22 protein-coding genes are annotated in these 25736 nt (G+C 43.6%); all 22 read right to left on the bottom strand.

Features of this window, described 5'->3' with window-relative positions; genetic code table 11:
• Nucleotides 1-15: 15 nt before the first annotated feature.
• Nucleotides 16-2367: a glycosyltransferase gene (locus tag ACFQI7_RS29660; protein ID WP_377518066.1), complete on the bottom strand. Its 2352-nt coding sequence runs from the start codon at nt 2365-2367 to the stop codon at nt 16-18.
• 22 nt (nt 2368-2389) lie between these two features.
• Nucleotides 2390-4318, bottom strand: coding sequence for a glycosyltransferase (locus ACFQI7_RS29655; protein WP_377518064.1), 1929 nt, complete (start codon nt 4316-4318; stop codon nt 2390-2392).
• Complete coding sequence (locus ACFQI7_RS29650; RefSeq protein ID WP_218102304.1) at nt 4311-4643, bottom strand: hypothetical protein; 333 nt, start codon at nt 4641-4643, stop codon at nt 4311-4313. Before ACFQI7_RS29650 ends, ACFQI7_RS29655 begins: the two co-directional genes overlap by 8 nt.
• 73 nt (nt 4644-4716) lie before the next feature.
• Complete coding sequence (locus tag ACFQI7_RS29645) at nt 4717-5844, bottom strand: flagellin N-terminal helical domain-containing protein (protein ID WP_218102305.1); 1128 nt, start codon at nt 5842-5844, stop codon at nt 4717-4719.
• Nucleotides 5845-6006: 162 nt separating this feature from the next.
• The gene (gene csrA / locus ACFQI7_RS29640; RefSeq protein WP_218102306.1) at nt 6007-6231 is read right to left on the bottom strand and encodes a carbon storage regulator CsrA; all 225 of its coding nucleotides are present in this window, start codon (nt 6229-6231) and stop codon (nt 6007-6009) included.
• Nucleotides 6232-6238: 7 nt separating this feature from the next.
• Complete coding sequence (gene fliW / locus ACFQI7_RS29635; RefSeq protein ID WP_218102307.1) at nt 6239-6697, bottom strand: flagellar assembly protein FliW; 459 nt, start codon at nt 6695-6697, stop codon at nt 6239-6241.
• An 83-nt stretch (nt 6698-6780) separates the two neighbouring features.
• Complete coding sequence (locus ACFQI7_RS29630; protein WP_230415570.1) at nt 6781-7353, bottom strand: DUF6470 family protein; 573 nt, start codon at nt 7351-7353, stop codon at nt 6781-6783.
• A gap of 17 nt (nt 7354-7370) precedes the next feature.
• Complete coding sequence (gene flgL, locus ACFQI7_RS29625; protein WP_218102386.1) at nt 7371-8279, bottom strand: flagellar hook-associated protein FlgL; 909 nt, start codon at nt 8277-8279, stop codon at nt 7371-7373.
• A 40-nt stretch (nt 8280-8319) separates the two neighbouring features.
• Entirely contained in the window at nt 8320-9927 is a 1608-nt protein-coding gene (flgK, locus tag ACFQI7_RS29620; protein ID WP_218102308.1) for a flagellar hook-associated protein FlgK, read from the bottom strand.
• A 54-nt stretch (nt 9928-9981) separates the two neighbouring features.
• Entirely contained in the window at nt 9982-10482 is a 501-nt protein-coding gene (locus tag ACFQI7_RS29615) for a flagellar protein FlgN (RefSeq protein WP_218102309.1), read from the bottom strand.
• A gap of 18 nt (nt 10483-10500) precedes the next feature.
• Nucleotides 10501-10764: a flagellar biosynthesis anti-sigma factor FlgM gene (flgM, locus tag ACFQI7_RS29610; protein WP_218102310.1), complete on the bottom strand. Its 264-nt coding sequence runs from the start codon at nt 10762-10764 to the stop codon at nt 10501-10503.
• A 106-nt stretch (nt 10765-10870) separates the two neighbouring features.
• The gene (locus ACFQI7_RS29605; protein WP_218102311.1) at nt 10871-11296 is read right to left on the bottom strand and encodes a flagellar protein; all 426 of its coding nucleotides are present in this window, start codon (nt 11294-11296) and stop codon (nt 10871-10873) included.
• A 128-nt stretch (nt 11297-11424) separates the two neighbouring features.
• On the bottom strand, nt 11425-12198 hold the full coding sequence (locus ACFQI7_RS29600; RefSeq protein ID WP_218102312.1) for a ComF family protein: 774 nt from the start codon (nt 12196-12198) through the stop codon (nt 11425-11427).
• Between the two features lie 159 nt (nt 12199-12357).
• On the bottom strand, nt 12358-14235 hold the full coding sequence (locus ACFQI7_RS29595; RefSeq protein WP_218102313.1) for a DEAD/DEAH box helicase: 1878 nt from the start codon (nt 14233-14235) through the stop codon (nt 12358-12360).
• A 33-nt stretch (nt 14236-14268) separates the two neighbouring features.
• The gene (locus tag ACFQI7_RS29590) at nt 14269-14664 is read right to left on the bottom strand and encodes a hypothetical protein (RefSeq protein ID WP_218102314.1); all 396 of its coding nucleotides are present in this window, start codon (nt 14662-14664) and stop codon (nt 14269-14271) included.
• 174 nt (nt 14665-14838) lie between these two features.
• Nucleotides 14839-15564: a response regulator gene (locus ACFQI7_RS29585; protein WP_218102315.1), complete on the bottom strand. Its 726-nt coding sequence runs from the start codon at nt 15562-15564 to the stop codon at nt 14839-14841.
• Between the two features lie 3 nt (nt 15565-15567).
• Nucleotides 15568-16722 carry a sensor histidine kinase gene (locus tag ACFQI7_RS29580; RefSeq protein ID WP_218102316.1) on the bottom strand — a complete coding sequence of 385 codons (1155 nt, stop codon included), beginning with the start codon at nt 16720-16722 and terminating at the stop codon, nt 15568-15570.
• A gap of 87 nt (nt 16723-16809) precedes the next feature.
• Nucleotides 16810-19428: a stalk domain-containing protein gene (locus ACFQI7_RS29575; RefSeq protein WP_218102317.1), complete on the bottom strand. Its 2619-nt coding sequence runs from the start codon at nt 19426-19428 to the stop codon at nt 16810-16812.
• Nucleotides 19429-19679: 251 nt separating this feature from the next.
• Nucleotides 19680-20885 carry a methionine adenosyltransferase gene (gene metK / locus ACFQI7_RS29570; protein WP_329958285.1) on the bottom strand — a complete coding sequence of 402 codons (1206 nt, stop codon included), beginning with the start codon at nt 20883-20885 and terminating at the stop codon, nt 19680-19682.
• 153 nt (nt 20886-21038) lie between these two features.
• Nucleotides 21039-21311 carry an alpha/beta-type small acid-soluble spore protein gene (locus tag ACFQI7_RS29565; protein WP_218102318.1) on the bottom strand — a complete coding sequence of 91 codons (273 nt, stop codon included), beginning with the start codon at nt 21309-21311 and terminating at the stop codon, nt 21039-21041.
• Between the two features lie 89 nt (nt 21312-21400).
• Nucleotides 21401-22021, bottom strand: a complete 621-nt coding sequence (locus tag ACFQI7_RS29560) for a hypothetical protein (protein WP_218102319.1) — start codon at nt 22019-22021, stop codon at nt 21401-21403.
• 80 nt (nt 22022-22101) lie between these two features.
• Nucleotides 22102-25248 carry an S-layer homology domain-containing protein gene (locus ACFQI7_RS29555; RefSeq protein ID WP_230415572.1) on the bottom strand — a complete coding sequence of 1049 codons (3147 nt, stop codon included), beginning with the start codon at nt 25246-25248 and terminating at the stop codon, nt 22102-22104.
• Between the last annotated feature and the right edge of the window lie 488 nt (nt 25249-25736).

Genomic DNA, 25736 nt, shown 5'->3' with positions numbered 1-25736 from the left:
GCCGATAATTATTGTTTAATGTAAGTATACTTCTATATTTTCTAATAAACGCTTACTGTTCTCATAATAAGGATTTTGGGGATCTAACGATTGTTTTATATATTTTTCACTCAGCTCTAGCAATGGGTTTAAACTATCAAGAATATTTTTTTTATCATAAGACATTTCTTGACCTGCAAGTTTAAATCCGTTTGAATGATAATATTCAAACCATTTGTAATAATTTAATCCAATTTGATAGTCCTTAATAAGGTTGCATATTGAACTATCTATACTATCCCAATCAACCTCGGATAAATAAATTCGTTCACTAAAGTTATTTACTATATACTCTAATGAAATAACCAAAGAATTAATTCTTTTCTTCAAACCATTTGTACTCATATTTTTTTCATGTCTACGATAACTATATAGGGTTTTATTAATGTACTTCGTTTTCCAACCCCTTTTTGCATTTACAAGCGAATTGTAGGTATCTGCTCCAACCAAATCTTCCTCATTATGGATCCAATTAGCTTTATTAGATTTATAAAAACGTGATCTATATATTCCTGCAGTCATTGGTATTACACCTGAACCGCCTCTTTCAAAAACTAACTTTACAATTTCATCAGACAAATAATCATTATACTCCCAAAGCTCGATCGGTTTTTTTTCTTCATCGACTACTTGTAAGTTACCATATACATAGTCAATTTCGGGATTTTTTAATAACTCATTAACATATTCCTCAATTGCAGTTCTTTTTGCAAAGAAGTCATCAGCACTTACCATTAAGATAAAATCTCCAACTGAATATTCAATAATCTCCTGAATAGCTTTGATCGCATGTCCAACATTTTTTTCATGAAAAATTGTTCTAACATTGGAATGTTTTTTTTGAAGTTCATTAATCGTTCCAATAGATCCGTCAGTTGAACAGTCATCAATAATTAATATATCTAAGTTATGATAGGTCTGATTCAAAATAGAATTTAAACAATCATCAAGAAAATGTTTATAGTTGTAATTAATTACACCAACTGTAACCAACGGCAATACTCGCGGAATTTTTTTTTGGGTTATTTGCTTCATCAAATGCAACAACGTATGTAGTTGACTATTGGAATTATAATTAATATTAATAAATTCATGATAACTTCTAGGGTCATAACTTTGTTCAAGAATTTTTATCAGATCGACAGTGGTATTCCACACATAGCTTTCATGATATACCTTCTTGGCACCAACAAAATTATGAACTAATGGCTTAATTCCTTTTGCCATCGCTTCCATTATAGAAAGATGCTGACTTTCTAATACACTGGTTGAAATAATATAATGCTTATCCTCTAGCCATTGGTTAATATCATTTTGCCATCCATCGAAATATATATTATGTTGAAGACCCATTTCCTCAATCATTTGTTTAAAATAAAGGACATATCTGGGATCCTGGAATTCTCCGGCTATATACAATTTATACCGTGAGTCATGATCATAGATAGCTTTGAAAGCTTGGAGCAGTAACATTGGGCCTTTTTTATAATTAATATATCCTACGTAGGCAATATTGTAGCCCTTCTCACGCTCTTTATAAGTGAATTTATTAATATTAATTCCGTTAGGTATTACTATTGATTGATTCTCCTGTAAAGATGGTTCCTGTCCAAGAACATATTGCTTTATATGTTCTGCGACGAAAATAACTTTATCGACGTTAGGCCAATTCACCTGTTTTATATAAGGTGAAAAAGCTTCATAACTATGGAGACGACAAATGATTTTCTGATTCAAACTTTTCTCTTTTTTACTGCCGTAAATAACAAGTTCATCGCACCATTCAAACCAGCAAATATCTGCCCATTCCATTCCTTGATCGATTTGATCGTAGGAGTTAACTAAGATCTTTCTTACTCTATAATCGGTTGCTAATTCAGCAACGATATCATCTATAAAGTTATCTAACCCTGGCTTTACAAATATAGCAATTTTTTGTTTACTAATCAGATCGTAACATATTGATTTTAACTTTTTAGCTGCTTGCCTTGCATTTTCCTTTTCTGCAGGGCTTAATACAAATTCAGCGTCTAAATAATAATCATATGCTAATTGATAATCCTGTTTCTGCTCGTATAAATAGGCCAAATTGAATAAAGTATCAGCATTAAATGGATACTTTATAATCGCACTTTTCAATATTCTTTCCGCTGACTCTATTTCTCCATTTAACATATAAATAACTGACTTCGTAGCAAGAAACCATTTGTTTTCCTCAAAGAGATGTTCGTATTTATTTAATACATCGCTTGCTTCCTTGATAAATCCTTGATTAATAAGCTTTTCTATCTTCTGCCTCATTAGATCTAATTCTGAGTTGTCATTCATACGATTTCTCCCAATAGTTAGTTTACGTTTTTCCAATTATATTAAGTTCTAAAATATTAGAAACATAGACTTTGAGCATTTTCGATAAATACGGATACACATTGGTTGCTTCTAAAATATACTTTTGATAATTTCGAACATCTCCATTTTGGAGACTACTATTAGCCATATACAATATAGCAAAGAACTGTTCTTCTTTATTTGTTAATGTACTATAAATCAAACGAATTCGTTCTATGTTATAAACGTATTGGATATACTCGATCCCTTTATTGATGTAGTCATTAAATATATCCATTAATTCATTATTTATGTTTATCTTATTTCCTTCATTTTCAATGATAGATAAAAGTATGACGCTTGCTACGGCTACAAACACCCTATTATTTTGAAAATCATTAAACTTATAATCTATGCGCAAACTTTCTAAAAAATAATCATTTTTATCTTCTTTATCAATTAATACTTTAACAATTTTCTTAATTGTTATACTGTCTAACCTCTTGAAAAATCGAATCAATAAATTACTTTCTATTAAGTACTTTGTAAATTCTATTATCACTTCATCGACAAAGTCAGTAATTTTATACTGATTGATAAATTCTACAAGTAATTTACTCCTAGCTTCATTCAGACGAATACGATTTAATAGTCCATATGCATCCTCGTTGTTAGAGAATGCAAGTTCTACAACCTTCTTTTCCTCTTCTTCTAGATCGTTTTTTAGAGACTCTAAAAAATTAATAAATGGAAAACGATCTTTTTCATCTACATCGTGATATAAATCCAATAATTTATTATAGTCATTTATAATAAAAAACAATTGGGCTGACAACTTCTGTATCATTGTTTTGTTCTGGAGCTTATTTAGCCATCGTTGATAGCTATCGCTGTTTCGAACTAATGATTTGTCTTTATAAAAAGTGGAGATAACTCGATCTAATGTATTTTGGTAAGCATACTCATCTAATGTATACATTTCAACGGCTGTAAAATTCGATAAATCTAATTCATTTTTGTTATATTTATCGTAGAAATGAAAGTATTGCTCTAAATGACCGATACCTTCTTCGCGCTGCTCTAAAGATAAATGGGCATATCCCATATAATAGTATAAATCAAGGTAATTCTGATTATAAGCTAACCCTTCCTTACAAATTTCAATCACTTGTTCATATTTTTTGACGCTCAGTGACATACGTGCATATTCACCGAAAACATAGTATCTCTGAATCAACAGCTCTTTAGACTGTTTTTTCATCGATTCGTATGCCTTTGTAATTTCCTCCAAAGCCAATACTTCGTCCCCGTGCATCATATACGAACGCGCTAATTGAAAGCGGTAATAAACATGTTCAGAATCTTGTTCAAGCTCCTTCTTGAGCATGCTGGCTGTACGTTTAAACTTTTTTTCCATCAAATCCTTATCTTCATTAATATATCCATAATGCATTAGCCATATCTCTTCTGTTAATACCGGATGTTTATATACTGGCTGATTGTGGATAGTACCTTTATATTTAAACGCTCCATCATTACGAAATAATCGTTCTTGAACATGGAAAACGTATTTATTCAATTTTAGTGATAGTAAATTTTTTTCTCTGATTCTGATGGTATTATATTGTTTTAACTTTGGATTATTTAGTAGAGAAATAAGTTCACTCGGTGTTTCCAACTCTTCATCAGCATCCATGATGAAAATCCATTCTCCTGTGGCATAAGAAATAGAAATATTCCTCATATCGGAGAAGTTTCCATTCCACTGATGTAAATATACATTTTCTGTATAATCTCTTGCGATATCAACCGTACTATCCGTTGAACCTGTATCGACAATTATCAGTTCTGTATAATCTTGTTCAAGCAAAGACTGTAAGCTGTCTAAACATCTCCGTAGATTCTTTTCCTCGTCTTTAACGATCATACAAATACTTATTTTTTTAATCATTTGTTATACACTCATCCCAGTATGATAATAGTGGCTTTAACTCATGCCTTAAGAGATCGGAAATAAACAAAAGATCTTTTTGCTCCACTTTATCAAGCAACATTTCTGCCTTTTCATTAAACAGTTCAATATCTAAATCAATAATATCATTTTTAATCAAAATCATGACCGTTTCCGTAAAAACTGATAAATCCTCCAACCAAAAGGTTAATCGCTCTATCCCGCTCCCGTATTCTAAATCCAGACATATCGGCTCTATACGAGAAATTAAATTTTGCGTTAAAGTTTTAAATGAAACCTTTAGTTCAATTAAATCGGAAAACATAAAATCTCCCCTTTAAAAAAGGCCGACTAATTGGATTAGCCGGCCTCATTATTTTATTTTACCTGATCTTCAATTAACGAAGTAATTGAAGCACGCCTTGTGGTTGTTGGTTTGCTTGAGCAAGCATCGCTTGTGCAGCTTGGGAAAGAATACCATTTTTTGTCGATTCCATCATTTCTTTCGCCATGTCTACGTCGCGAACGCGGGACTCAGCAGCTGACAAGTTTTCGGACGATGCACCCAAGTTATTGATAGTATGCTCCAAACGGTTCTGGAACGCACCCAGCTTAGAACGTTGTGCAGAGACATCTTCAATAGCCTTGTTAACCGCGGAAATGGCAGCCTCTGCTGCTTGTGAACTACTAATATTGACACCATCCACATGAAGGGCAGCTGCGTCCATTTTCTCAATCGCTACATGCATCGTTTGCGAAGAGTTAGCACCAATTTGATAAGTTAAAGAGTTATCGGAAAGCGATGCTACAGCTTGGCGCGTTGTGAGAGTTGCTTCCGCACCGATGGAACCAGTGCTCAAGGTACCAAGAGTAATAGAAGCATCACCAATAGTGACTGCACCACCGCCACTAGTTGTTACAGTAGCAGTTACGCCCGAAGCGTCAGTGTAAGATAGTGTATAAACGCCACCAGTGGTTGCAGACGTGATCTTCACGTTGTAAGTATTATCTTCAGTAATAGTAGTACCAGCTGAAATAGCACTAAAGATAGCCTTATCTGAAACTTCATTGAATGTCGCAGATTCCGCGATATCGCTTACGCCTTTCAAATCGCCATTCAACAATTTCTTGGTGTTGAACTCAGTAGTATTAGCAATCCGATCGATTTCTTGAACCAACTGATCTACTTCTTTTTGAAGCTCTTTACGATCTGTATCCGTGTTCGTATCGCTTGAAGATTGAACTGCCAGCTCACGCATACGTTGCAGGATGGAGTGAGTTTCGTTCAACGCACCTTCAGCTGTTTGGATCAAAGAGATGCCGTCTTGAGCATTCTTGGAAGCCATGTCCAAACCGCGGATTTGGCCGCGCATTTTTTCGGAGATTGCGAGACCTGCAGCATCATCGCCTGCACGGTTAATACGAAGACCGGAAGACAGCTTCTCCATGGATTTGGATTGTGCGCCAGTTGCACCATTCAATTGGCGGTGTGTGTTCATAGCAGCAATATTGTGGTTAATTCTCATTGTTATTCTTCCTCCTTGAAGGTACATTCCACATCCGTGTGGAATTTAATTTTTTTGGGGTCTCGAGGCCTTAGGTCGGCCGCCCTAGGCCTCTCAACCTCACAATATATATATCGTCGGGCCTTCGGAGAAAGTTAATAGCAATATCGATAAATTTCGATTCTATTTCTTGAACAAATTTTTGAGATCCTCGGGTTTGACAGCGGTTTTGGATGCCTCTTCGTTCGATTGCTTCAGCAGTTCGTATATTTCTTTTCGATAAATTTGCATATGCTTAGGAGCGTTCAACCCCAGACGAACGACGTCCTTCTCTACACTAATCACAACCAGTTCGATCTGATCACCGATCATAATGGATTCACCGGCTTTTCTGGACAGGACCAACATAGGCGCCTCACCCCTTCTCTTTCGTATCGGATGGTTGAATTATTTCGGAAAACAAATGACGGGTCGTATACCCCGACTGATGCAGAATCATCTGTTTGCCCTTACGATGCTTTGAACTAATGATGACGGGAGCCAATAAATTCACAGTTGCCGTCTCTAGAGAATCCCGGATGGTCATAATACACCAAACCTCTACATCCTCTGGACTTTGAATATCGAGTTCCTTCAATGTTTCTTCGTCGATCTGTATATCGTAGCCGGGAAAGACCGCAAAAGGATTGACAATGACGAAGTGGACCAACTCTTCATCGACCGATTGCAAATAAACAAAGGGTAGCTCCGGGTCAATCGACATAAGTGTAAAGCGACGATAATCAGCAAAGCCGGGAATGCCTTCCGGGAAAGTAATAATATGCTCTTCGGAGACTTCAATCTCTCCTAGGCTTGTCGTATTTAGTTTAATCATGCAGAACGCTCCTTATGGGTTAAATAGGGTTATAAAACCAAAAGCTATAGACATTATAATCTATAGCTCCATAGCGGCTGTTATTATATTTTTATATCCAATTGAGGAGGAATAATTTCAACCTTTGGAAACTGTGCTAAATAAATATCGCGTTTACCTAAATGGTATTGAACCTCCGCCCGGTTCATCTGAATATTTTTCTCGACTCGCCCTTCCTCTACCTGGATATCCACCGGCCTCGACTCATAACGAATGTCGATATTGTCGTAGGACGCATTGCCTAAGTACATGAACTGAAAGTTATCGACATCATTCATGCTTTCCTTAGCCAAATCAGCAAAGACATTCGCTCCTGTTTGGATCGCCGCCATACGGTTACCTTCCTGCACTCTCCTGGCAACGCCCTGAATCGCAATTTCTTTGCAGGTCGAGTAAATCCGGCTCATGGATTCCAAATGATGACCCAGTCCAATCGCATCCTGCCATCGACTGTTATCAATAGATAACTGCCCTTCCTCAGAATGAATGTGAAGCTTGGGAGCTACGGTACGTAATTCGAACGTCGCCTTCGGCTGCCTCATCTCCAATTGTCCGAGATCAGTGTCAATGCTTAACTGAGCCTGCTGTTGTCTAATTTGAATTTGGGGAATTTGCATAGTTTCTCCCCTCTACATTATCTCAAAAAGTCTACCAGAGTGGCGCTAATAATTTTCGCACCGACGGAAAGAGAAGATTGATACACGTTCTCATCCATTTTTAAATTCGTGATAACGCCCGCTACATCCGCATCCTCTGTTTTGGACTGCAAGGTTTGGAGGTTCACACCTACGTCCCCCAAGCGTGATTGCGCCAGCTCCATCCGATTCATCTTGGCTCCAACGTCCGCTCTCGCTTCGAGAAATTTATCGTTACATTGGTCCAATCGGCCTATAATGTTGCTAACCTCTGTCGTATCCCCAGCTTCTAAAGCTGCCGATAAATCTTTCATTACTCTGAAAATATTATCATTGGTGCCTGGATTGGCCGGATCATCGGCTTCGCCAAATACGGTATTTCCCGTTTTATTCGCTGCGATCCGTACCCCCACCCCAATATTCGTTAAGAACTCACCGGTATCGACCGGATCGGTAGCAGCTGTTGCCTCCGTATAAGGTGCTTTGTCGGTCTTCTGTCCATTAAAGATATAGCGGCCGTTAAATTGACTGTTGCCAATGCTCACCATTTGAGAGTACAACTGATCTACTTCACTCTTAATGGAATCGAGGGCTTGCCGCGGGTTCGTATCATTAGCTCCGAGAACGGACAACTCTCGTACCCGCTGAATAACCGAGTTGGCTTGTCCCATCATTGTATCGGTATAGTCAAGTAAGGACATGGCCGAATTCAGGTTACTCTCATATTGTTCATTCTCCGACAACTCACTGCGATAGCGAAGGGAAAAAGCCATGCCTACCGGATCATCCGAAGGTCTGTTGATCCTTCGTCCTGTCGATAGTTGTTCCTGATTATTCTGCATCCTTGTTAAGTTCGTATTCACATTACGGAGTAGCTGGCTATTCAGCATCCCTTGCGTGACACGCATCGACATCTGCGACGCCCCCTGTCCTTTCTACTAACTAAATTTACCTTCCGACTACACCCATACTGTTAATTACTTTATCCAGCATTTCATCGAATGTTGTCAAGGAGCGTGCCGCGGCATTGTAAGCATGTTGAAATTTAATCATATTTGCCATCTCTTCGTCCAAAGAAACGCCGCTAACCGCTTGTCTTTGGGATTCGACTTGATCAACAAGTATTTGCTGGTTGGTTGCTTGACGGTTGGCCTCTTGTGCCTGGACGCCTAGCTCACCGACAATGGAACGAAAAAATTCATCAAACGTTCCGTCTGTAAGAACCGGCCGGCCTGTCGAGTCAGGGTCGAAGCTTACCCTCTTATTACGGACGCTTGCCAGAAGAAGTGCCATATCATTGTTACCTTTAACAATCTTCTCCTTACCGTCAGTGTCCAAATAGGTACGCGTTGATGTAGAAATGTTGGCAACATTGCTCACGATATCCGGATTAACAGTCACGCTGGCTGCTGTAAATTCGGTCGACCCCGGTTTGAGGTTAAAAAACGATACGCCGGATTTAATCGGTTCCGAAGAAGAATACCCAAGCTGGTGAAGACCATTAAATCCTTTAACGACCACTTCCGTCCCGCCACCCAACGTACGCTCCGTAATCGTCCCATTAAATCTTTTAACTTGCGTCGTTCCGTCTGCATTAACCAGAGTTAATTCTGTTCCTTCCGGTACCACCATGCCTTCCGGCAACGTCACCTTCATGTCCCCGGTCACCAACGTTTTTAGCATGGAATCGAGCTGATACTGATAGTTCGCCACGTAATGATCTCTGGATTGAATCATGCCATAAATCTCGCCGCTATTCAATGTGCCAGCCTCGGCAGCTGTTTGCATCAGTTCCGAAGTAAGTATCGTTCCAACCGTGTTTCCCGACACCAGTTGGGTAGTGCCCATATTCACCGTATACCCTCGATCATCTTCTGTATAGGTGATATTCATGATCTTTGAAAGATCATCCAGTAAGAGATCGCGTTGATCCCGTAGGTCATTCGCATCGTTACCTAGACCTTCCACTCGGAAAATTTCTTCATTCAGTTTGGCAATTTGCGAGATTTTCAGATTGGCGTCGGTTACTTTGACCCCGATGTTTTCGGTTAAGTCTCCCGATAAATCGGAAAGCTGCCGCGAAGTCTGGTTGAACGCGTCGGTCATGGCGAGCGCCCGTTCTTTGACCAACACACGTGCCGTAGTATTCTCAGGGGATTTGCTAAGCTCTTCCCAAGCATTCCAAAACCCTTCGATCGTTTGCCGAATCCCCGTATCCGATGGTTCGTTAATAATCGCTTCCAGCTTATCGAGCGTATCTTTACGAACCGACCAATCGCCTAAATTTTTATTCTCATTGTGAAACTGGTCATCCAGAAATCTCTCGCGAATTCTCGTGATGGAGTCAAACTCAACGCCTTGCCCCATCTGTCCGGGAATAGTGCTTCGCTGCAAACCCGGATACTCAATTGGCTTGGCTGCCACCATATTGACGACTTGCCGAGAATACCCTTTGGTATTGGCGTTGGCAATGTTATGCCCGGTCGTGGTCAAAGCGGCCGTCTGCGTAAACAAACTGCGCTTCGCGATCTCTATTCCTCCAAAAGTCGAACGCATGTAAGTGATCTCCTCTTCTTCTCCTTTATAGAACCGCCGCACTCGCCGTTGAAATCATGCTCTTGTGTCAAAAAGCCCTTGCCACTTTGTACCATACCCCTGAGACTTCGATTTATGATAAGTTACCTCGTCTTCAGGCGGGCCAACAATTAAATCCAATGAATAATCGATAAACGCTAGCGATTGTTCGATTAGCTGCTGATTCACTGCATTCACTTCTCGCAGCCTTCGAATCGTGGACAGCAACTGCTTCTGCGAATCGATTAACGATTTCTTTTCCTCTATGTTAAAAATGATCTTTGTGAGATCACTAATCGTTACTCTTGGATTAGGCTTATAACCTTTCTCAATCATAAAATCACCGATGACGCCTACCCGCTGTTGCTCAAGATCCGTGACTTGCTTAATCAGCCTATTCTCTTTTTTTAATATTTCCAACAGTTGGTCAACTTGATTTTTAATAAGGATTTGCTTTTTCTGTTGGGCCAACTCCAGCAGGTTCGCATGAATATCGTTCAATGCCGTCATCAGTTGTGTTAAAGCCAAGAATGACATTCATCCTCACCTCCATCTTTATTTCAAAAAAGGAAACAGTTTCTCAGCAATTTTTCGTCCGTCCACACGATACGTTCCATCAGCTACTGATTTTTTTAATGTTTCAATTTTGTCTTGCCTTGTATCATTCGTTCCGTGAGTGCCTAGCAGTTCTTTGGCTTCAGTAGATATTTCTACATGATCTTTCTTGTTCCCCGACTTCTTGGAAACGAGTTGTTGAGAATCATATGCCTTCTTATATTGATTTACCGATCCAACCCGATTCGTCCCATCTATTTTCATTTGAATCACCTCATCTTTATAAAAATAAAAACCCACCGCATAAAAGCTTTACTACTTTTATCGGTGGGTTTACATGAAAAGTTTATATTGTTGATTTAATAATAGCTCATTTTAATCTGTCTTTCAATCGATCCTTTATGTTGTAACTGACGTTGTTTTCATTTTCCTGTTGGACAAGCCGACGCTTTTCGTCTTCCTGGATGTGGCTCGCATCCTTGGCAAGCCGTGCTCTGCAAGGCTCGCAAATCGCCCCCTCGCGAATATTCGTGCCGCAAACCTCGCAGTGGTATACGATGTTCGGATTGTTCCGGATGGATATACGGCCTTCCCGAATAAACTTCGTAATTTGATTTACCGGAACTCCAGTTGCATCGCTCAGCTCCTGTAGGCTGCACTGTTTATTTTCGCGAAGGTATTTCGTGCATTTTTCATACTGTAGCTCCAGATCTTTTATGCAGCTAGGGCACATATTATAGCTGTTCTTCACATGTATTTTTCCGCAGCGGTAACAATTCACTACATTCAGACTCATTCTTGATCCCCCTTATCTCAAGGCTTTGCCGTCAGATACTACGATATACCTATTATATCGGCAAATCGGTGTCGATATAAGATAAATTCATCAGAAACGTATAAGATTTTATGAAAAAAGTCTGACAGTTACCGCGCCCAACTAATACCGTAGACCTCTACGTCAAGCTTTTGTCTTAGCGTTCTGGCGCATTCATTCAGCGTACTGCCTGTCGTATATACGTCGTCGATCAAATATACGCGATGCTTTCCCAGCTTGACGGCCATTGCGTTCATGTATGCCAGTCCGTCCCCGTCCACTTCAAAGACATCCTTCAAGTCATCGAGCCGGGCAGCCCTGGCTTTGAAGCTCTGCTTGTCCGTATGGCGTGTGCGCCGCAGCAATGAGATGACAGGCAAACCCGTTAGCTTGCCGAGCTCTTCTGCAAGCTGCCTCGCCTGGTTAAATCCTCTTTCCTGCAGCCGCTCCTCACTTAACGGCACAAAACTGATCCATTGCACGGTCGCTTCCCGTTCCGTTGAATCAACCGGATTATGGCGATGCAGATGGTAGGCATGCAGCAGCATGGGGCCGAGTACTTGCCGTAATCTTTCTTTGCCGCGGTATTTATGTAGCGCAAGCCATTCTTTCATATTGTCATCGTACCTGACAGCGCTCCGGTTTTGCGTGTAATAGGTGTTCTCGCGCCGGATGCAGTCGGTGCAAACCTCGTATCTGCCGCATCGGCTGCACATCACTTCTCCGATCCATGGTATCGCCGCCCAGCAGTCTGAGCAAACAGGCAAAGGCTTTGAGCGATCATATCCCGCTCCGCACGACAGGCAAATCTGCTTGCTGCTCGACAGAAGCTTCTCCAACTGAACGAACCATTCCGAACAACGGTGCATAATCGAACCTAGCATGATTGCATGATTCCCCTCTCAATGCGTGATACGTGCAATTTAGACTACGTCAGTAGTAGCTGAACGGAAGTGTGCGGATGTCATCCGAAATTATACAACTTCATCGAGCTCCTAAGTCCGAGTCCAAGCAGCTTAGCTTAAAAACTTAATTCGGTATGTTTAATCGATATGCCCTCTTTTTCTGGCTAAAGCGTTCATCTCTTTAATCTGACCTATCGCGTTCACCTGGGAACGATTTTTCTCCCGTGCCGCAAAATACACCATTCCCCGTGGATCCTGCGCCGATCTTCCGGCGCGACCGGCCATTTGCACAAGAGCCGCCGCATCAAACATCGACGAGTCGCTCTCCAAGATGAACACATCGGATTTAGGAATCGTCACCCCACGCTCCAAAATCGTTGTTGTCACGAGCATTCGAATGTCGCTTGCCCGAAAGTCGCTTACTTTTTGCGCTCGATGTTCATCCTTGGAAGATGTCCCTTCGATCCGGATGTCGGGATAATTTTGACGCAGCAATTTTACAAGCGGCTCCACGAGTGCGATTTTAGGGACAAAAACAAAAACTTGCGCTCCCCGATGAACCGATTCCTGAAGCTTCTGAAATAGGCGTGCATGCAGTTTCGATTGCTGAAGCATTTGGGTAATAGAGGGTATAACCATGAGCTGAGGCACCGGCAGAGGATGCCGATGGTACCTTGCGGCCACCCGGGCATGAGGAAGACGGCCGCGCTTCACCGCTCGCTGCTGCGCTTCGGGAGGCGTTGCCGATAGTAAGATGTAGGCGCCGCCCGATTTGCAGACTTGGCTTGCTGTGTATTGCAGGATCGGATTATTGTGATAAGGAAACGCGTCAATTTCATCAATAATGACCAGATCGAACGCATGGCGAAAACGCATCAGTTGGTGGGTCGTGGCGATCGTCAGCTCTCCGCGTTCCCAACGCTGCTCGCTCCCTCCATATAGCGTGACCACCCGTATATCGGGAAATGCTTTCGCAAGACGCGGCTTGAGCTCCAGCACGACATCGCGCCGCGGTGTTGCTACGGCGACGCGCCCGCCATGATTTAAAGAATACTGAATCATCGGGAAAATCATTTCCGTTTTGCCTGCACCCGTTACAGCCCAAATCAGGAATTGGGTTTTGGGTTTTTCTTTTTCATTATTAACCCTTATATGGGTTTCATTTGCTTTCAAGAATTCCAAAACCGAACGGGATGCATCTGTCTGAACGCTACTTAATCCCCAGGGGGCAAGCAACGAATCCATTTCATCAGCGGTGCTTTGGATTCGATTACTTGGTTGCGGATGCTGATACTCAACACCGCTGATCAATAGCGAACAATATCTTGCCCTTCCCATCGTCAGGCAAGCCTCGCAGCATGGACACGGGCCTCCACAGCTCGGGCAATCCGTCCACGAAATCGGCTCGCTTGTAACGGCGGTCCCGCTCTCTTCGCGGCTCTGTTCGTTCCCGCATCGTCTGCAGCGACATACGGTTTGTTTCCGCAGCGGCATTGGCATTTTTCGCACATTCCGGTTTACTTGAACGGCGCTCTCGATCGCAAGCTTTCCTTTAAGCCATGCCAGTTGCAGGAAGTAATTCGGATTGGCTGCAATCTCCTCTTGTCCTTCATGATCCATCAGAGACTTGAATTCGTCGAGCATTAAACTGCGTCCCGCCATCAGCTCGCCGACAGACGATACGAGACGCATCCGACCATCGATCGCCGTAACCATGGAATGGGGTTTCCAGTCCCACAGCTTCCATTGCTCGATTGACATATCCGGTTGTCCAGTAGCCCGGGCTGCATGACGTAAAAGAGACAGCTGTTTCTTCACGGACATTCCTTGATCCCTTTGATTCATGAAATAGACCAGCTCGCAAGCTTGTCCAAACGATAAAGACGGCTCCATCACACGCATCTTGAACGCTTGCCCGTACTGCCGGGCCCAATGGTCCCGATCAGCGCGCATATCCAAGGAGACGTGCCAGGAGCAGCTATTTTGGCTTATTATCGCATAAACCCATGACTTCATATATCACCCGCATCATATAGTTGTCGAACACAATTACAAATATTTGAAAGCGGTTTCCATTTCGTTATGGCTAATCCGGACTGCCACCACCTGCTCCTCTTCATGCTGCCGAATCCATTCATCCCAATCCAGCGAAGCATCCGTGTATATATCGAGGTGGTGCTCGCGGCTTAACCTTTGCGCAATGGCGATCGTATCATCTGTTGATCCTTCGTCCGCAATCGTTATGCGTATCGTTCTTCCTTTGATCCACGAAAAGAATGACAGTGACCTTATATACCATTCCAATTGCAGCTGATTATTGAACGTTCGAAGCACATAATGAACCGTTCGTTTTGATCTTTTTTTCATCCATTGCCAGTGGAGCAAGTGAAGGATCACGACCCCCGCGGTGTAGCAGCCAACAATCCAAACCAAGCCTAACATCATAGCGGCTCCCTCCCTTAAAAACAATATATGCCGCTATGAGTAAGTTGGTTCCTTCATTCGCAGTAGGCTTCTCCCATGACCAGAACCGGAGTTCATCTTTCTTGTCCTTGGTGAAAGGCTCATCCAAACCACGATGATATTTATCATTGGAAGGGCTTCAATCGGAAGTTAAACTTATAATGTAACCCAGCCGTTTTTGATGGCGACAATAACCGCTTGCGTACGATCGTCCACTTCCATTTTTTGCAAAATGCTGCTGACGTGATTTTTGACGGTCTTTTCGCTAATATACAAAAATTCTCCGATCATCTTATTGCTCTTGCCCTCGGCCATCAGCCGCAATACTTCCGCTTCTCTGCGCGTTAACGGACTGTTGTCCATATGCACGTACTTGACGCCGGCTTCTTTGGAGACCGCTCCCGAACCGGCCACGCCTTGTTCGTCAAGATATGTCATGCGGCGCAGTTGATTGATGAGCTTCCCGGTTACTTTCGGGTGAATGTACGCATGTCCTGCAACAACGGAACGTATCGCATTAATAAGCGACTCCGCTTCCATGTCCTTCAGCAGGTACCCCATTGCGCCCTTGCGCAGCGTTTCGAATACGTAGCTCTCATCGTCGTGAATCGATAAAATAATAACCTTGATATCCGGAAAAATATCTTTGAGCTTCTCCGTCGCGACTACGCCGTTCTCAATCGGCATATTAATGTCCATCAGAACAATATCGGGATGGAGCGCATTGCACAGCTCTATGACCTGGATGCCGTCACCGCACTCGCCGACAACCTCCAGATCGCTCTCCATATTCAGTATCCGTTTGACCCCTTCGCGAAAAAGCTGATGATCGTCGGCTAAAACCAATTTGATTGGACGTTTATTGCTGCCTGCAGTCTCCATAATTTACTCCTCCTTCGATTCTGCCTTGATCGGTATGACCATCGATAGTTTCGTTCCGGCGCCTACATTCGATTCAATATCCATTCGGCCCTCGAGCAGATCTACACGTTCCCTCATACCCATTAACCCGTAACGGTTGGCTCTCTCGCTCCGCTTGTCGATATGGTCCACAATGAACCCTACACCGTTGTCGGCCACTACGATTTTCACCATTTGCTGCTGAACGGTTAATTCCAGCGTTACATGCGACGCTTGCGCATGCTTCATTACGTTAGAAAAAGCCTCCTGCACCAAACGATAGACGGCAACCTCCATGCCGGAAGGAAGCCTCATATCTTTGCCGATCAGCTCGAATTTGGTTCTTATTTTCGATTTTTCTTCATAATCCTGCACGAATTTGCGAAGGGTGGGCACAAGGCCCAAATCATCCAATGCCATGGGCCGAAGGTTGAAAATGATTTTGCGAACCTCTTCAATGCCTCCGCGAACTTGCCCTTTCAAATCATACAGCTCTTCTTTTACCGCATTGTAAGCTTGCTTCGCCAACATGCGTTCCATGATTTCCGTGCGTAGCACGACATTCGCCATGGTTTGAGCAAGACCGTCATGAATCTCTCGGGCAATGCGCTTCCGTTCTTCCTCTTGGGCCAAAATAATTTTCAAACCGAGCAGCTGCCGGTTTTTCGCCGACTCCAGAAGCCTTGTTACCTGGTTCAAATCGCCCGCCAAATACTCCAGCACTACATTCAATTGGGATACTAGCGTCTCCGCTCGTTCCAACTGCTTGTCTACGCTTTTCAGCCGCTTCTGCAGGTCATCCCGCCGCAATTTCAAATGAAGCTCTTTCTCGCGATAAATGGCGAGCTGAGCCTGAAGCTGCGTTGCCGCCTCATAGGCCGTGCGGATATCCTCTTCATTGAATCGTTTGAAATCTCTGCTAACTTCGGTTAATCGAACACGGGACCGTCGGTATTCGACTTCAAAACGGTCCACCGTGTCGATTGTTTTTGTCGTTTCGTCAATAACTTGCTGCAATTCGTTATTTAACGCCTCACGCTCTGCCCGTACGCTTTCACAAATCTCGAAAAGCTGGTACTTGCTGTTTTCCATGACATCTATAGCGTTTTTGATGACGCGATCAATTGCATCGACGGACATCCGGACAAAGCTCCTTCGCCAATTTTCTCATCGTACTAGCAATATAGTACCACATTTACATCAGATTGTGAGAGCTTATAGAACTAATTATTGCAGCGTGATCTGTTGCGTCTTCCCATCCCAGGTGACTTTCCAGCCCAGATTTTCCGACAAAATGCGCAGCGGCACCATCGTAAGATCCTTCATAATCGTCGGTGCTACCTCTGCCGTTACCCTTTGCCCGTTCACGATCAAGTCGGGATTATCGACCCACAAATCGATCATTTTATCCCCGCGGATGACGGTCACTTTACGCTCGGCGTCGTCCCATCGAACGGTGCCCCCCAAGGCATCGGTTACAAAACGAATCGGGATTAGCGTATTGTCCTTCACAATGACCGGCGCCTGCTCCAATGTCATCGATTTTCCGTTCACGGTCACTTCTTTTTTATTAACGGTTAGTTTAATCGCGTTATTCGACTGCTGAGGCACGGGGCCGCGATATGTAAACATGATATCGTCGATTCCGATTTTTCCGACAGCCTTCCGCTCGTCTTGTCCGATCTCTTCATTAACAACATAAACGCTTTTTACTCGAATCGGATAAGACATCTTATATTCTGTCAAATCGGCCATCAGCAGCTTCCAGCCTGTCCAGTTAATGCTTCTCGCCAGATCGACATAATGCACTTTGCCGCTGTTATCCAAAATTTCGGCGCGCAGCCAGTTCAAGCTTTCGTCGCCGTTTACTTTCAACTTCATATACTGCGGCTCGCCCTCGATCAAAACGCCAGTATCCAGCGTAGCGTAAGCCCACTTGTTGCCCTTCCCGTTCGTGAAATTGTAGTTCAGCTCCAAATACTTGTTCCCAGTCTCCGAGGGCCGAACATATACGGCTGCCGTAACTTCTTGAGGCTTCGCATCCGATAACGTCATGACCGCTTTGTCATCAAGGTTATACCACATTTTGTCGATGCCAACCGGGATGGTAGTGATCGTGCTGAAACCGTCATATTTTGCAATCAACTGCGCCGCGGAGCTACCTGCCATGCTCTTCACCGTTAAGACGCCGTTCTTCACTTCGCCCTGAATACCGAGAACTTCCCACTGAACAAGCTCTGGCGGAACTTCTCTCGATTTACCGGACTTTGTCGTCGCCACGACCGGCACTTTATACGATTCGCCTTCGGTAAGCGCAAGCTGGTTCGCCGATATTTTCAAACCGCTTAATTGATCCCGTCCCGCTACTTCAATATCCGCTGAAGAGCTGCCTTTTCCCGACACTGCCGTTATTTTAGCCGTACCTGCTTTGGCAGGGGAGAATACATTGTCTTTAAAGGTACCCATGTTATCGGCTACAGTCCATTGCGCGGCTACTTTATCCGCTTCCACCACCGGGTTATAGTATTCGTCGTACGCTTTGAAGCTGAGCGACGCCTGTTCTCCAATGTAAAGAACGCGTGGCGTCTGGATAAATAGGCCTTTCACTTCACCCTTCGGCGCGAGCGAATATACGCCTACTCCGTTTACTACTTTCCGTTGAATGCCGGTTTCCGTCTTGTTGATGAGCACCGGTTTCGTTTCGCCAAGCGGACGGGCTACCATCTGCGTGGAACCGCCGCCATCCAGGTTGAGTCCCTTCCATACGCCGACTTTGATCATGAACTGCTGCAGCTCCGCCATGCTTAGGCCCTTGCTCTCGCCGCTGTAGTCCGCTGTGATGATATAAGCAGTCTTCTCGTCCTTCGAGTAGCCGAGTGCCGTTCTGGAGCGAGTGCAGCACAAACTGGCTACCTCGCGCGAAAATTCCGCCGGCTGCCCATCATCCACAAGAATCGTATGTCCACCAATCATCATTTTGAACGATTTGGCGTCATACGTTTTGCTCGGATCTTGCGGCAGCACTTGGTAGTCCGCGACCAGCGGCTCCCCTACTTTCAAATGCGCTCTGACAAAATCCGCCGCTTTTCCCGATGCCCGCAATATGTAGCCATCTTTTGGCGCAATCATATCGATAATGCCATTATCCGCAATTTTCGTTACGACACCATTCTGCACTAATATTTCCGTCGGTACCGTTACCCCGTCATTGGAACGGTCGACCTGGCCCCATGCACTGGTATACATAAACATGCCGTCGATATGACTGTGCTCCCCGCCCGGTTCAAACCAGTAATAGGTTTTGTTAATTCCCCCTAGAGGATACGTGGCACCGTCTTTTGCAACGATCGATCCTTTAAACGTAAACAGATCCACGATCGGTTTATTGTCCTTATCTATCGCAAACGTATAAAATCCCGGCAAATACGGCGGCGTCGCCATCAGCTGTCCGTTCGAGATTTGGGGGCCCATCGGTACCCCTTCCGCCTGCGTATTGTAAAAGTCGCCATTGACACCTGCCACGGCTTTTGTTTCCGTTGCCATGCCCAGCACCGTCTGTTTCCGAGTAAACTGATTTTCCGTACCGGTCATGACATCGATTTTCACATAAGGATTCGTTAAATCGACTTCAATGACATTCGCGTTTACTTTAATCTCTTTGTTATTCCTCGTTGTGTTCCAAACGTACTTCTTCAGTACCGCGCCCGATGTGAGCGTCTCCTCACTGCTGACAGTTAAAGTGTCACCCGCTGCTTTAACCGTGCTCATACCGGACCATGGGGATACCAGCATCGCCGCGGCCAGCATGATGCACGACATTTTTCGCCATTTTCTGTGCAAAATCACGCTTTTGTTCTCCTCTCTCGATTCCACTCTCCTCTATAATAGACTCTATTAAACTACAAAAAGTTACGATATGAATCTGTGAAAAATATATGAAACCATTCTGATCGGAGTTCTTCTTACATCTAAACCATTTATATAAATTTCTAGAAAAATAAGTATTATCATTTGACTTCATGTTCAGATAAAAGCAAAAAAGACGATCCGATGGATTCGGATCGTCTTTCTTAGACAGATCAAGTGTTTATAAGGAATTAACCCAAAGCGTCTGCTTTCAGGAGCTCCGCTTTGTCTGTACGCTCCCATGGCAAATCGATATCGGTACGACCGAAATGTCCGTAAGCAGCCGTTTGCTTGTAGATCGGACGGCGAAGGTCGAGCATCTTGATAATGCCTGCCGGGCGAAGATCGAAGTTTTTGCGAATAACTTCGACAAGCTTCTCTTCGCTTACTTTGCCTGTACCAAATGTGTCAACCGCAATGGAAACCGGCTTGGCAACACCGATGGCATATGCCAATTGGATTTCACATTTGTCTGCCAGACCAGCGGCTACGATATTTTTTGCAACATAACGGGCTGCATACGCACCGGAACGGTCGACTTTTGTCGGGTCTTTACCGGAGAATGCACCGCCGCCATGACGCGCATAACCCCCATACGTATCAACGATAATTTTACGACCAGTCAAGCCGGCATCCCCTTGCGGTCCGCCAATAACGAAACGGCCAGTAGGGTTGATAAAATATTTTGTATCGGAATCAAGGAACTTCTCAGGCACGACCGGTCTGATGACATGTTCCTTAATATCCGCTTGAATTTGCTCCAAAGAAACTTCTTCTCCGTGCTGCGTCGAAACAACGATCGTATCAATACGTACCGGCTTGTCCCCTTCGTATTCGACGGATACTTGTGTCTTGCCGTCTGGGCGCAAGTATGGCAAAGTGCCGTTTTTGCGAACTTCGGTCAAGCGGCGTGCCAATTGGTGCGAAATGGAGATCGGCAGCGGCATCAATTCCGGTGTTTCGTTCACGGCAAAACCGAACATAAGACCTTGGTCGCCTGCACCGATCGCTTCGATTTGGTCGTCGGTCATTTGACCTTCACGGGCTTCAAGTGCTTTGTTAACGCCTTGCGCAATATCAGGCGATTGCTCATTCAGGGATACAAGTACTGCGCATGTTTGGGAGTCAAAACCGAACTTGGCGCGGGTATAACCAATATCTTTAATAGCTTGACGAGCGATGGATTGAATATCGACATATTCCGATTGGCTTGTAATTTCCCCGATCACAAGAACAAGTCCTGTAGCGACCGATACTTCACATGCTACACGGGCATTAGGGTCATTTTTAAGGAATGCATCTAATACTGCGTCGGAAATTTGGTCACAAATTTTATCCGGATGCCCTTCAGTAACAGACTCCGAAGTAAATAAACGGCGACCGATTGGATTGGACATGTAAACGACCTCCTACTGTTACTAGTATTGATAATCGAATAAGTACCCATACAAAAAATCAACCTTTTCCAATTGGAAAAGGTTTCTTTAACTGTTACCTTCTTTATAGTATGTTACTGGATTTGTCGATGACTGTCAATAATTATATGAGAGCTATAGATTTAACATCATTTCTTCTGCTCTTTTGATCAAACGGGATGTAATTGTGCCGCCTACCGCACCTGCATCGCGTGATGCGATATGGCCCCAGTAGTCTTCTTTCATCGTTTGGGCAGGGATCGAACCAAGCTCCGTTGCAAATTCGACATTCGCTCCCGCTAGTCCTTGTTTCCCAACCGGTAAACCCAGCTCAGCAGCAATCTCATACTTTAAGGCATCGAGTGCTTTACTGCTTTCCGGAACGACTTTTTTATTGTTTTTCGCCATGTCTGACTACCTCCCTAAGTGGAATGTAATCATAGTATTTCCGCGGCCGGTATGGCCACTCGTATTAACTATTGGTTTTATGGGTAAAATTATGGTGTGGCTTTGGAACCGTCTGCATTCACAAGCAAATAATTGCCGCGAACCATCACGAATATTTCTTGATTGTTTTTAGGAGCGGGCTTGATGCCACGACCCTCTCTTGGAACGATCAACAAATGGTTTGTTTCTACAGCAGCACCGGCTGCAATATCTTTACCGATTGTAACATCCGGGATGCCATTTTCATCGGAGCTAAATACAGAGGTTAAGCCTGTGCGAACGATCAGTTCGGTTCCTTCTCCGCCGTAAAGTATTTGCCCGGCTCCCAGTTTGACAATCGTCATATTTGAGTTAGAGCCGGTTGAAGAAGAACTCGAGGGAGGAGTAGTTACGGTAGATCCATTTCCGTTACTGCCACTGCTACTGGCACCAGCCCTGGCTAACTCAGCTGCAACAAGCTGCCTGATTTTTTCTTCATTTACAGTTTGCTTGGCAAGCTCCTCAGCAACTTGCTTCTGAATGTTTTGCTCGAAGTAGCTCTTGGTTATAACAGGGTCATCTACGGAACCAGGCTGTGTAGTTGTTGTAGCTGAATCGGCATAAGCAAAGCTTAAAGCAGATATGGATAGTATCGCAGCGGTTAGTGTTATTTTTTTGACGCGGGAATTCATATCTTCACACTCCGTTGGGTTATGTAAAAAAAGAAGACCCGAAGGTCTTCTTTTTGTGGAGATTTAATGAAACTAAGAGATTACTCTTTAGATGTGACAACTTGCGTTGTTACGGACAGACCACTTGGTGCACTAGCCGTCAAGTCGAAAGCTTTAACGTTAGCACCGATTCTAACTTTACCACGGTCATCGATAGAAACACTGTTATCATCAGCCGTTGGATTTGCCATAGAACCTGTGGAAACATTATTTGCTGTAAACGCTAAGCCGTATACAAAGTTGTAATCAACAACTTCTGTTCCTTCAAAAACTTGACCGTACTGATCAGTTACTTTCAAATCCATCAAACCTTTAGAAACAGTACCAGTATATGCATCAGAAATGTTGTAAGTGTTGCCCGCATTAACCAGTACTTTCGACTTGCCTGCTGTCAAAGAAACTACTTTCATACGCTCGTTTTTAACTGTCACAGGTACAGTTGCAGTCTTATATTCGCCTTTTCTGTTTACATAGTTTACAGTAACAGTCGCAGACCCTGTTTTGTATCCAAGAGCGTAGAATTTACCAGTAGTAGCATCCTTAGCAGTTTGTACCGACACTGTATCAGAAGACGATACGCTCGATACAGCATTTCTCGGTATGGCTACTTTATCTCCAGAGGAGTTCGTTACATTGAGTACAACTTCTTTACTCAACGGGGAGTATACCACATTGTAAATCGCTGAACTCAGGGCTGTACCCGCGCCTCTGCCGCCAGTCGAAACGTTACCGGAAGGTACGTTGTTAGACAAACCGCTATCTCTAGTATTAAACATAGTATCAAGAGGAGCTACACTGTAGTTCAGATCCGCATTGTTAGGTACGATACTGAGACTTTTCTCTGTCTTAGTAAGCACTTGAGTACCCTTACGGATTTCAATACGCAGTGTTGCTTTATCATCAACATTTGCTGCACTACCCGCTACGATTCTGAACCCTTCATTGAAGGTTTTATAGGAATTCGGATCCCATTCATCGTTAGCGTTGAATTGACTTACATTGAGTGCAGTTCCTTCTTGCGAATCATCATCTTTTGTTAATTTGAAGTTGCTGCTGCCCTCAAGAGTCATATATACATCTTGAGTTACGCCAGTCGACTGGTATTTCATTTCTTTGCCATATTGGTCAAGAATGACATACTTGAAGCTCGAAGAAGAACCTTGAATATATTGTTTTGCCGGTGCAACCACTTCTTTGATCTTATCCGGGTAACGAGCATCGCTTACCGTAAACGTTCTTGTAGCGGTGCTTTGCGCATTTGGCGTCGCGATCATTACCGTAACCGAAATTGCACTGTTTTTGCTTACGCCGTCAAGGTTTTTCAAGTGAATTGAACCTTTGTTCGCACCCGAATTCATGATCTTCGGTTCGGCAAAAGAGCTGGTGATTTGGATACGATCGCGGTTCGTATCGCTGGTCAAATCTTCAATGCTCAATTGGTTGCCTTGCGCATCGTACGCAATGACCGGGATGTAAACGTCCTTGTCGCCAACAGCGACCACATCGCTGAAGTCACCGATCTCAATCTTTGTCGCCACTTTCGCCGATTGAACCTTCACTTTACCGGTTGCCGTAGCCGCTTGCGTCGTTACAGTGAAGTTATAATCAGCAGACTTGTCGATATTCTGAGTCAGAGTAAGCTTCATTCTTGGAATATTATTGCCATTGTCTTCGAAGGTCGGCTCGATTACCGTTTTGCCTGTCGAGTCGCCAACGTAGTCATTCCAAATTACATTGACAATATCTTTCCACTCATTTGCATTACTATTGATTTCTGTCAGGCTGGAATCATAACCGAACATGCCGCCGTATTGATCGAAAAGATTCAGTTCGTACGAAGCCGATTCGCCCTTAGAAGTGATTGCTTTTGCTTCCGTGTTGGAGTATTGCGCTTCGCCCAGCTCCAGCTTGGACAGGATCGGAGCCGTACCCAACTTAAAGCTCTTGGACACCGTAAGATATTGATCGTTGTTCACGATCGTAATCGGAATAATCGTCACACCTTGCTGATAGTTACCTTGCTTTGTATTAAGCTTAAGCAACAATGTGTTGTCATCTGCTTTTGTAATTCTTGCGTTATCAACACCATACACGCTGTAACCGCCGGCGGAGAAAGAAGCTTTCTCACCATATTGGTTTTTAGCAGCCAGCTTGAGTACTACGCTATCGGAGTAAGCGATCGTGTCGTTCGCGCTCAGGAAGTCGATACTCTTCAGAACTTCGTTCTCAGCCGTGAATTTCGCAACCGTTTTGTCAAGGTCTTTCGCATCCAAGCCGCCCAGAGTTACAGAATACTCACCGGCAGTGATTTTAGAGTCAGTCAATGTCAACGTTGCAGTGGAGTTGTTGCTGTCCCACTTAACTGTAGTTGCAATATCCGAAGAGCCCTTTTTCAGCGTCAAAGTAGCTTTCTTCGTATCAACGTCTCTATCCAATTTTACTTGAACCGTTTGAACACCAGTTGCTTTTGCTTCGGAAACGGAAGCTTTAACTGGTTTGTTCAGGTTTTTGAATTGAATTTGAGCTTCGTATGCCGAAGTAACAAGCAGGTCGCGAGTTGCTGCGGAAGCACCACCAAATGTGCCGTCAGTACCGCTGCTCAGAAGCTTCAGTTGAATTGCAAGCGCAACATAACCTTTAGCCCAGTCGGATACTGTTTTGTCAGCAACGCCTGGAGTTGCTTGAGCGTCTTTATCTTTTTTCAGACCGCGAATCAAGAAAGTAGCGAGTTGCTCTTTCGTTACTTCGCCAGCTGGGTTGAATTGTCCAGGAGCGTAACCGTCAGTGATACCGGCTGCTTTAACTGCTTCGATGTAAGGAAGCGCGTATCCGTTAGCTGGATCGTCTGCTTTAACATCTGTGAAGCTGGAAGTTTTCAAGGAAGAGTCAACTTTCAGACCGAAGATCAGAGCCGCAACTTTTGCGAATTGTGCGCGGTTCATTTTTTCTTTCAGACCGAACGTGCCTTCTTTAACGCCGTCAAAGATACCAGCGGAAATCATTGCATCGAATTTTGCTTTTGTTGCTGCATCGAGATCTTTCAGATCGCTGAAATTAGCAGATGTTTTTGTTGCATCAGCATTTCCAGCTTCAGTTGTGGTATTGTCACCCTCAGCGGCCAATGCTACGGAAGAAAACATTGAGAACGCCATAGCCAGGGACAAAATAGCAGATAAACTTTTCTTCATAACCTTTTTTTCTCCTCCTCGAATATCTTTCGGTTGTTGAGAGTTCTTTGTAGAATTAAAATTATAGCTCGATTCCCTCATTAGCCGATTCACCCCCTTCCCAGAGTTGAGCGTAATTCATTTAGAATAGTTAAGTCTGCAATGTATAAAATTGCAGAAACTAGTAAACAATAAATACAGGTCAATAGAGACTTGCATGCCATTTAACATTATACACTGACATGCAACCAAGGTAAAGAGCTAATTTTGAGAAAATTACCCAGTATATTCAGCTCTTGATCTTGTTTTGTTTGTGTTTCATAAGATTAAACGCAGAGCTTTTTAAAAAGTTGCGCTCTTTGAAAAAAACTTTTTTTGTTTTTTTCGAGGAGGCTTGTGCTCTGTTTTACCGAGCGTATATCATATCATCTATCGTCTCGATGTATCACTCGCTTACGAAACTTAGTATACAACGATCTATCAGCATCGTCATCAATAAGTATTTTCCA

Origin of the sequence: Paenibacillus allorhizosphaerae (genome assembly GCF_042659105.1) — a bacterium.
GTDB lineage: Bacteria > Bacillota > Bacilli > Paenibacillales > NBRC-103111 > Paenibacillus_G > Paenibacillus_G allorhizosphaerae.
The sequence above is the reverse complement of the archived record's forward strand: the minus strand, read 5'-3'. Positions and strand labels throughout refer to the sequence as shown.

Coding starts and splice junctions, on each gene's coding strand:
- ACFQI7_RS29605 (WP_218102311.1), bottom strand. CDS start 11,296: ATGAGTCTGAATGTAGTGAATTGTTACCGCTGCGGAAAAATACATGTG.
- fliW (WP_218102307.1), bottom strand. CDS start 6,697: ATGATTAAACTAAATACGACAAGCCTAGGAGAGATTGAAGTCTCCGAA.
- ACFQI7_RS29600 (WP_218102312.1), bottom strand. CDS start 12,198: ATGCTAGGTTCGATTATGCACCGTTGTTCGGAATGGTTCGTTCAGTTG.
- ACFQI7_RS29630 (WP_230415570.1), bottom strand. CDS start 7,353: ATGCAAATTCCCCAAATTCAAATTAGACAACAGCAGGCTCAGTTAAGC.
- flgM (WP_218102310.1), bottom strand. CDS start 10,764: ATGAAAATAGATGGGACGAATCGGGTTGGATCGGTAAATCAATATAAG.
- csrA (WP_218102306.1), bottom strand. CDS start 6,231: ATGTTGGTCCTGTCCAGAAAAGCCGGTGAATCCATTATGATCGGTGAT.
- ACFQI7_RS29565 (WP_218102318.1), bottom strand. CDS start 21,311: ATGGCGAAAAACAATAAAAAAGTCGTTCCGGAAAGCAGTAAAGCACTC.
- flgL (WP_218102386.1), bottom strand. CDS start 8,279: ATGCGTGTCACGCAAGGGATGCTGAATAGCCAGCTACTCCGTAATGTG.
- metK (WP_329958285.1), bottom strand. CDS start 20,885: ATGTCCAATCCAATCGGTCGCCGTTTATTTACTTCGGAGTCTGTTACT.
- flgK (WP_218102308.1), bottom strand. CDS start 9,927: ATGCGTTCGACTTTTGGAGGAATAGAGATCGCGAAGCGCAGTTTGTTT.
- ACFQI7_RS29590 (WP_218102314.1), bottom strand. CDS start 14,664: ATGATGTTAGGCTTGGTTTGGATTGTTGGCTGCTACACCGCGGGGGTC.
- ACFQI7_RS29615 (WP_218102309.1), bottom strand. CDS start 10,482: ATGTCATTCTTGGCTTTAACACAACTGATGACGGCATTGAACGATATT.
- ACFQI7_RS29585 (WP_218102315.1), bottom strand. CDS start 15,564: ATGGAGACTGCAGGCAGCAATAAACGTCCAATCAAATTGGTTTTAGCC.
- ACFQI7_RS29660 (WP_377518066.1), bottom strand. CDS start 2,367: ATGAATGACAACTCAGAATTAGATCTAATGAGGCAGAAGATAGAAAAG.
- ACFQI7_RS29645 (WP_218102305.1), bottom strand. CDS start 5,844: ATGAGAATTAACCACAATATTGCTGCTATGAACACACACCGCCAATTG.
- ACFQI7_RS29595 (WP_218102313.1), bottom strand. CDS start 14,235: ATGAAGTCATGGGTTTATGCGATAATAAGCCAAAATAGCTGCTCCTGG.
- ACFQI7_RS29555 (WP_230415572.1), bottom strand. CDS start 25,248: ATGAAGAAAAGTTTATCTGCTATTTTGTCCCTGGCTATGGCGTTCTCA.
- ACFQI7_RS29580 (WP_218102316.1), bottom strand. CDS start 16,722: ATGTCCGTCGATGCAATTGATCGCGTCATCAAAAACGCTATAGATGTC.
- ACFQI7_RS29650 (WP_218102304.1), bottom strand. CDS start 4,643: ATGTTTTCCGATTTAATTGAACTAAAGGTTTCATTTAAAACTTTAACG.
- ACFQI7_RS29560 (WP_218102319.1), bottom strand. CDS start 22,021: ATGAATTCCCGCGTCAAAAAAATAACACTAACCGCTGCGATACTATCC.
- ACFQI7_RS29655 (WP_377518064.1), bottom strand. CDS start 4,318: ATGATTAAAAAAATAAGTATTTGTATGATCGTTAAAGACGAGGAAAAG.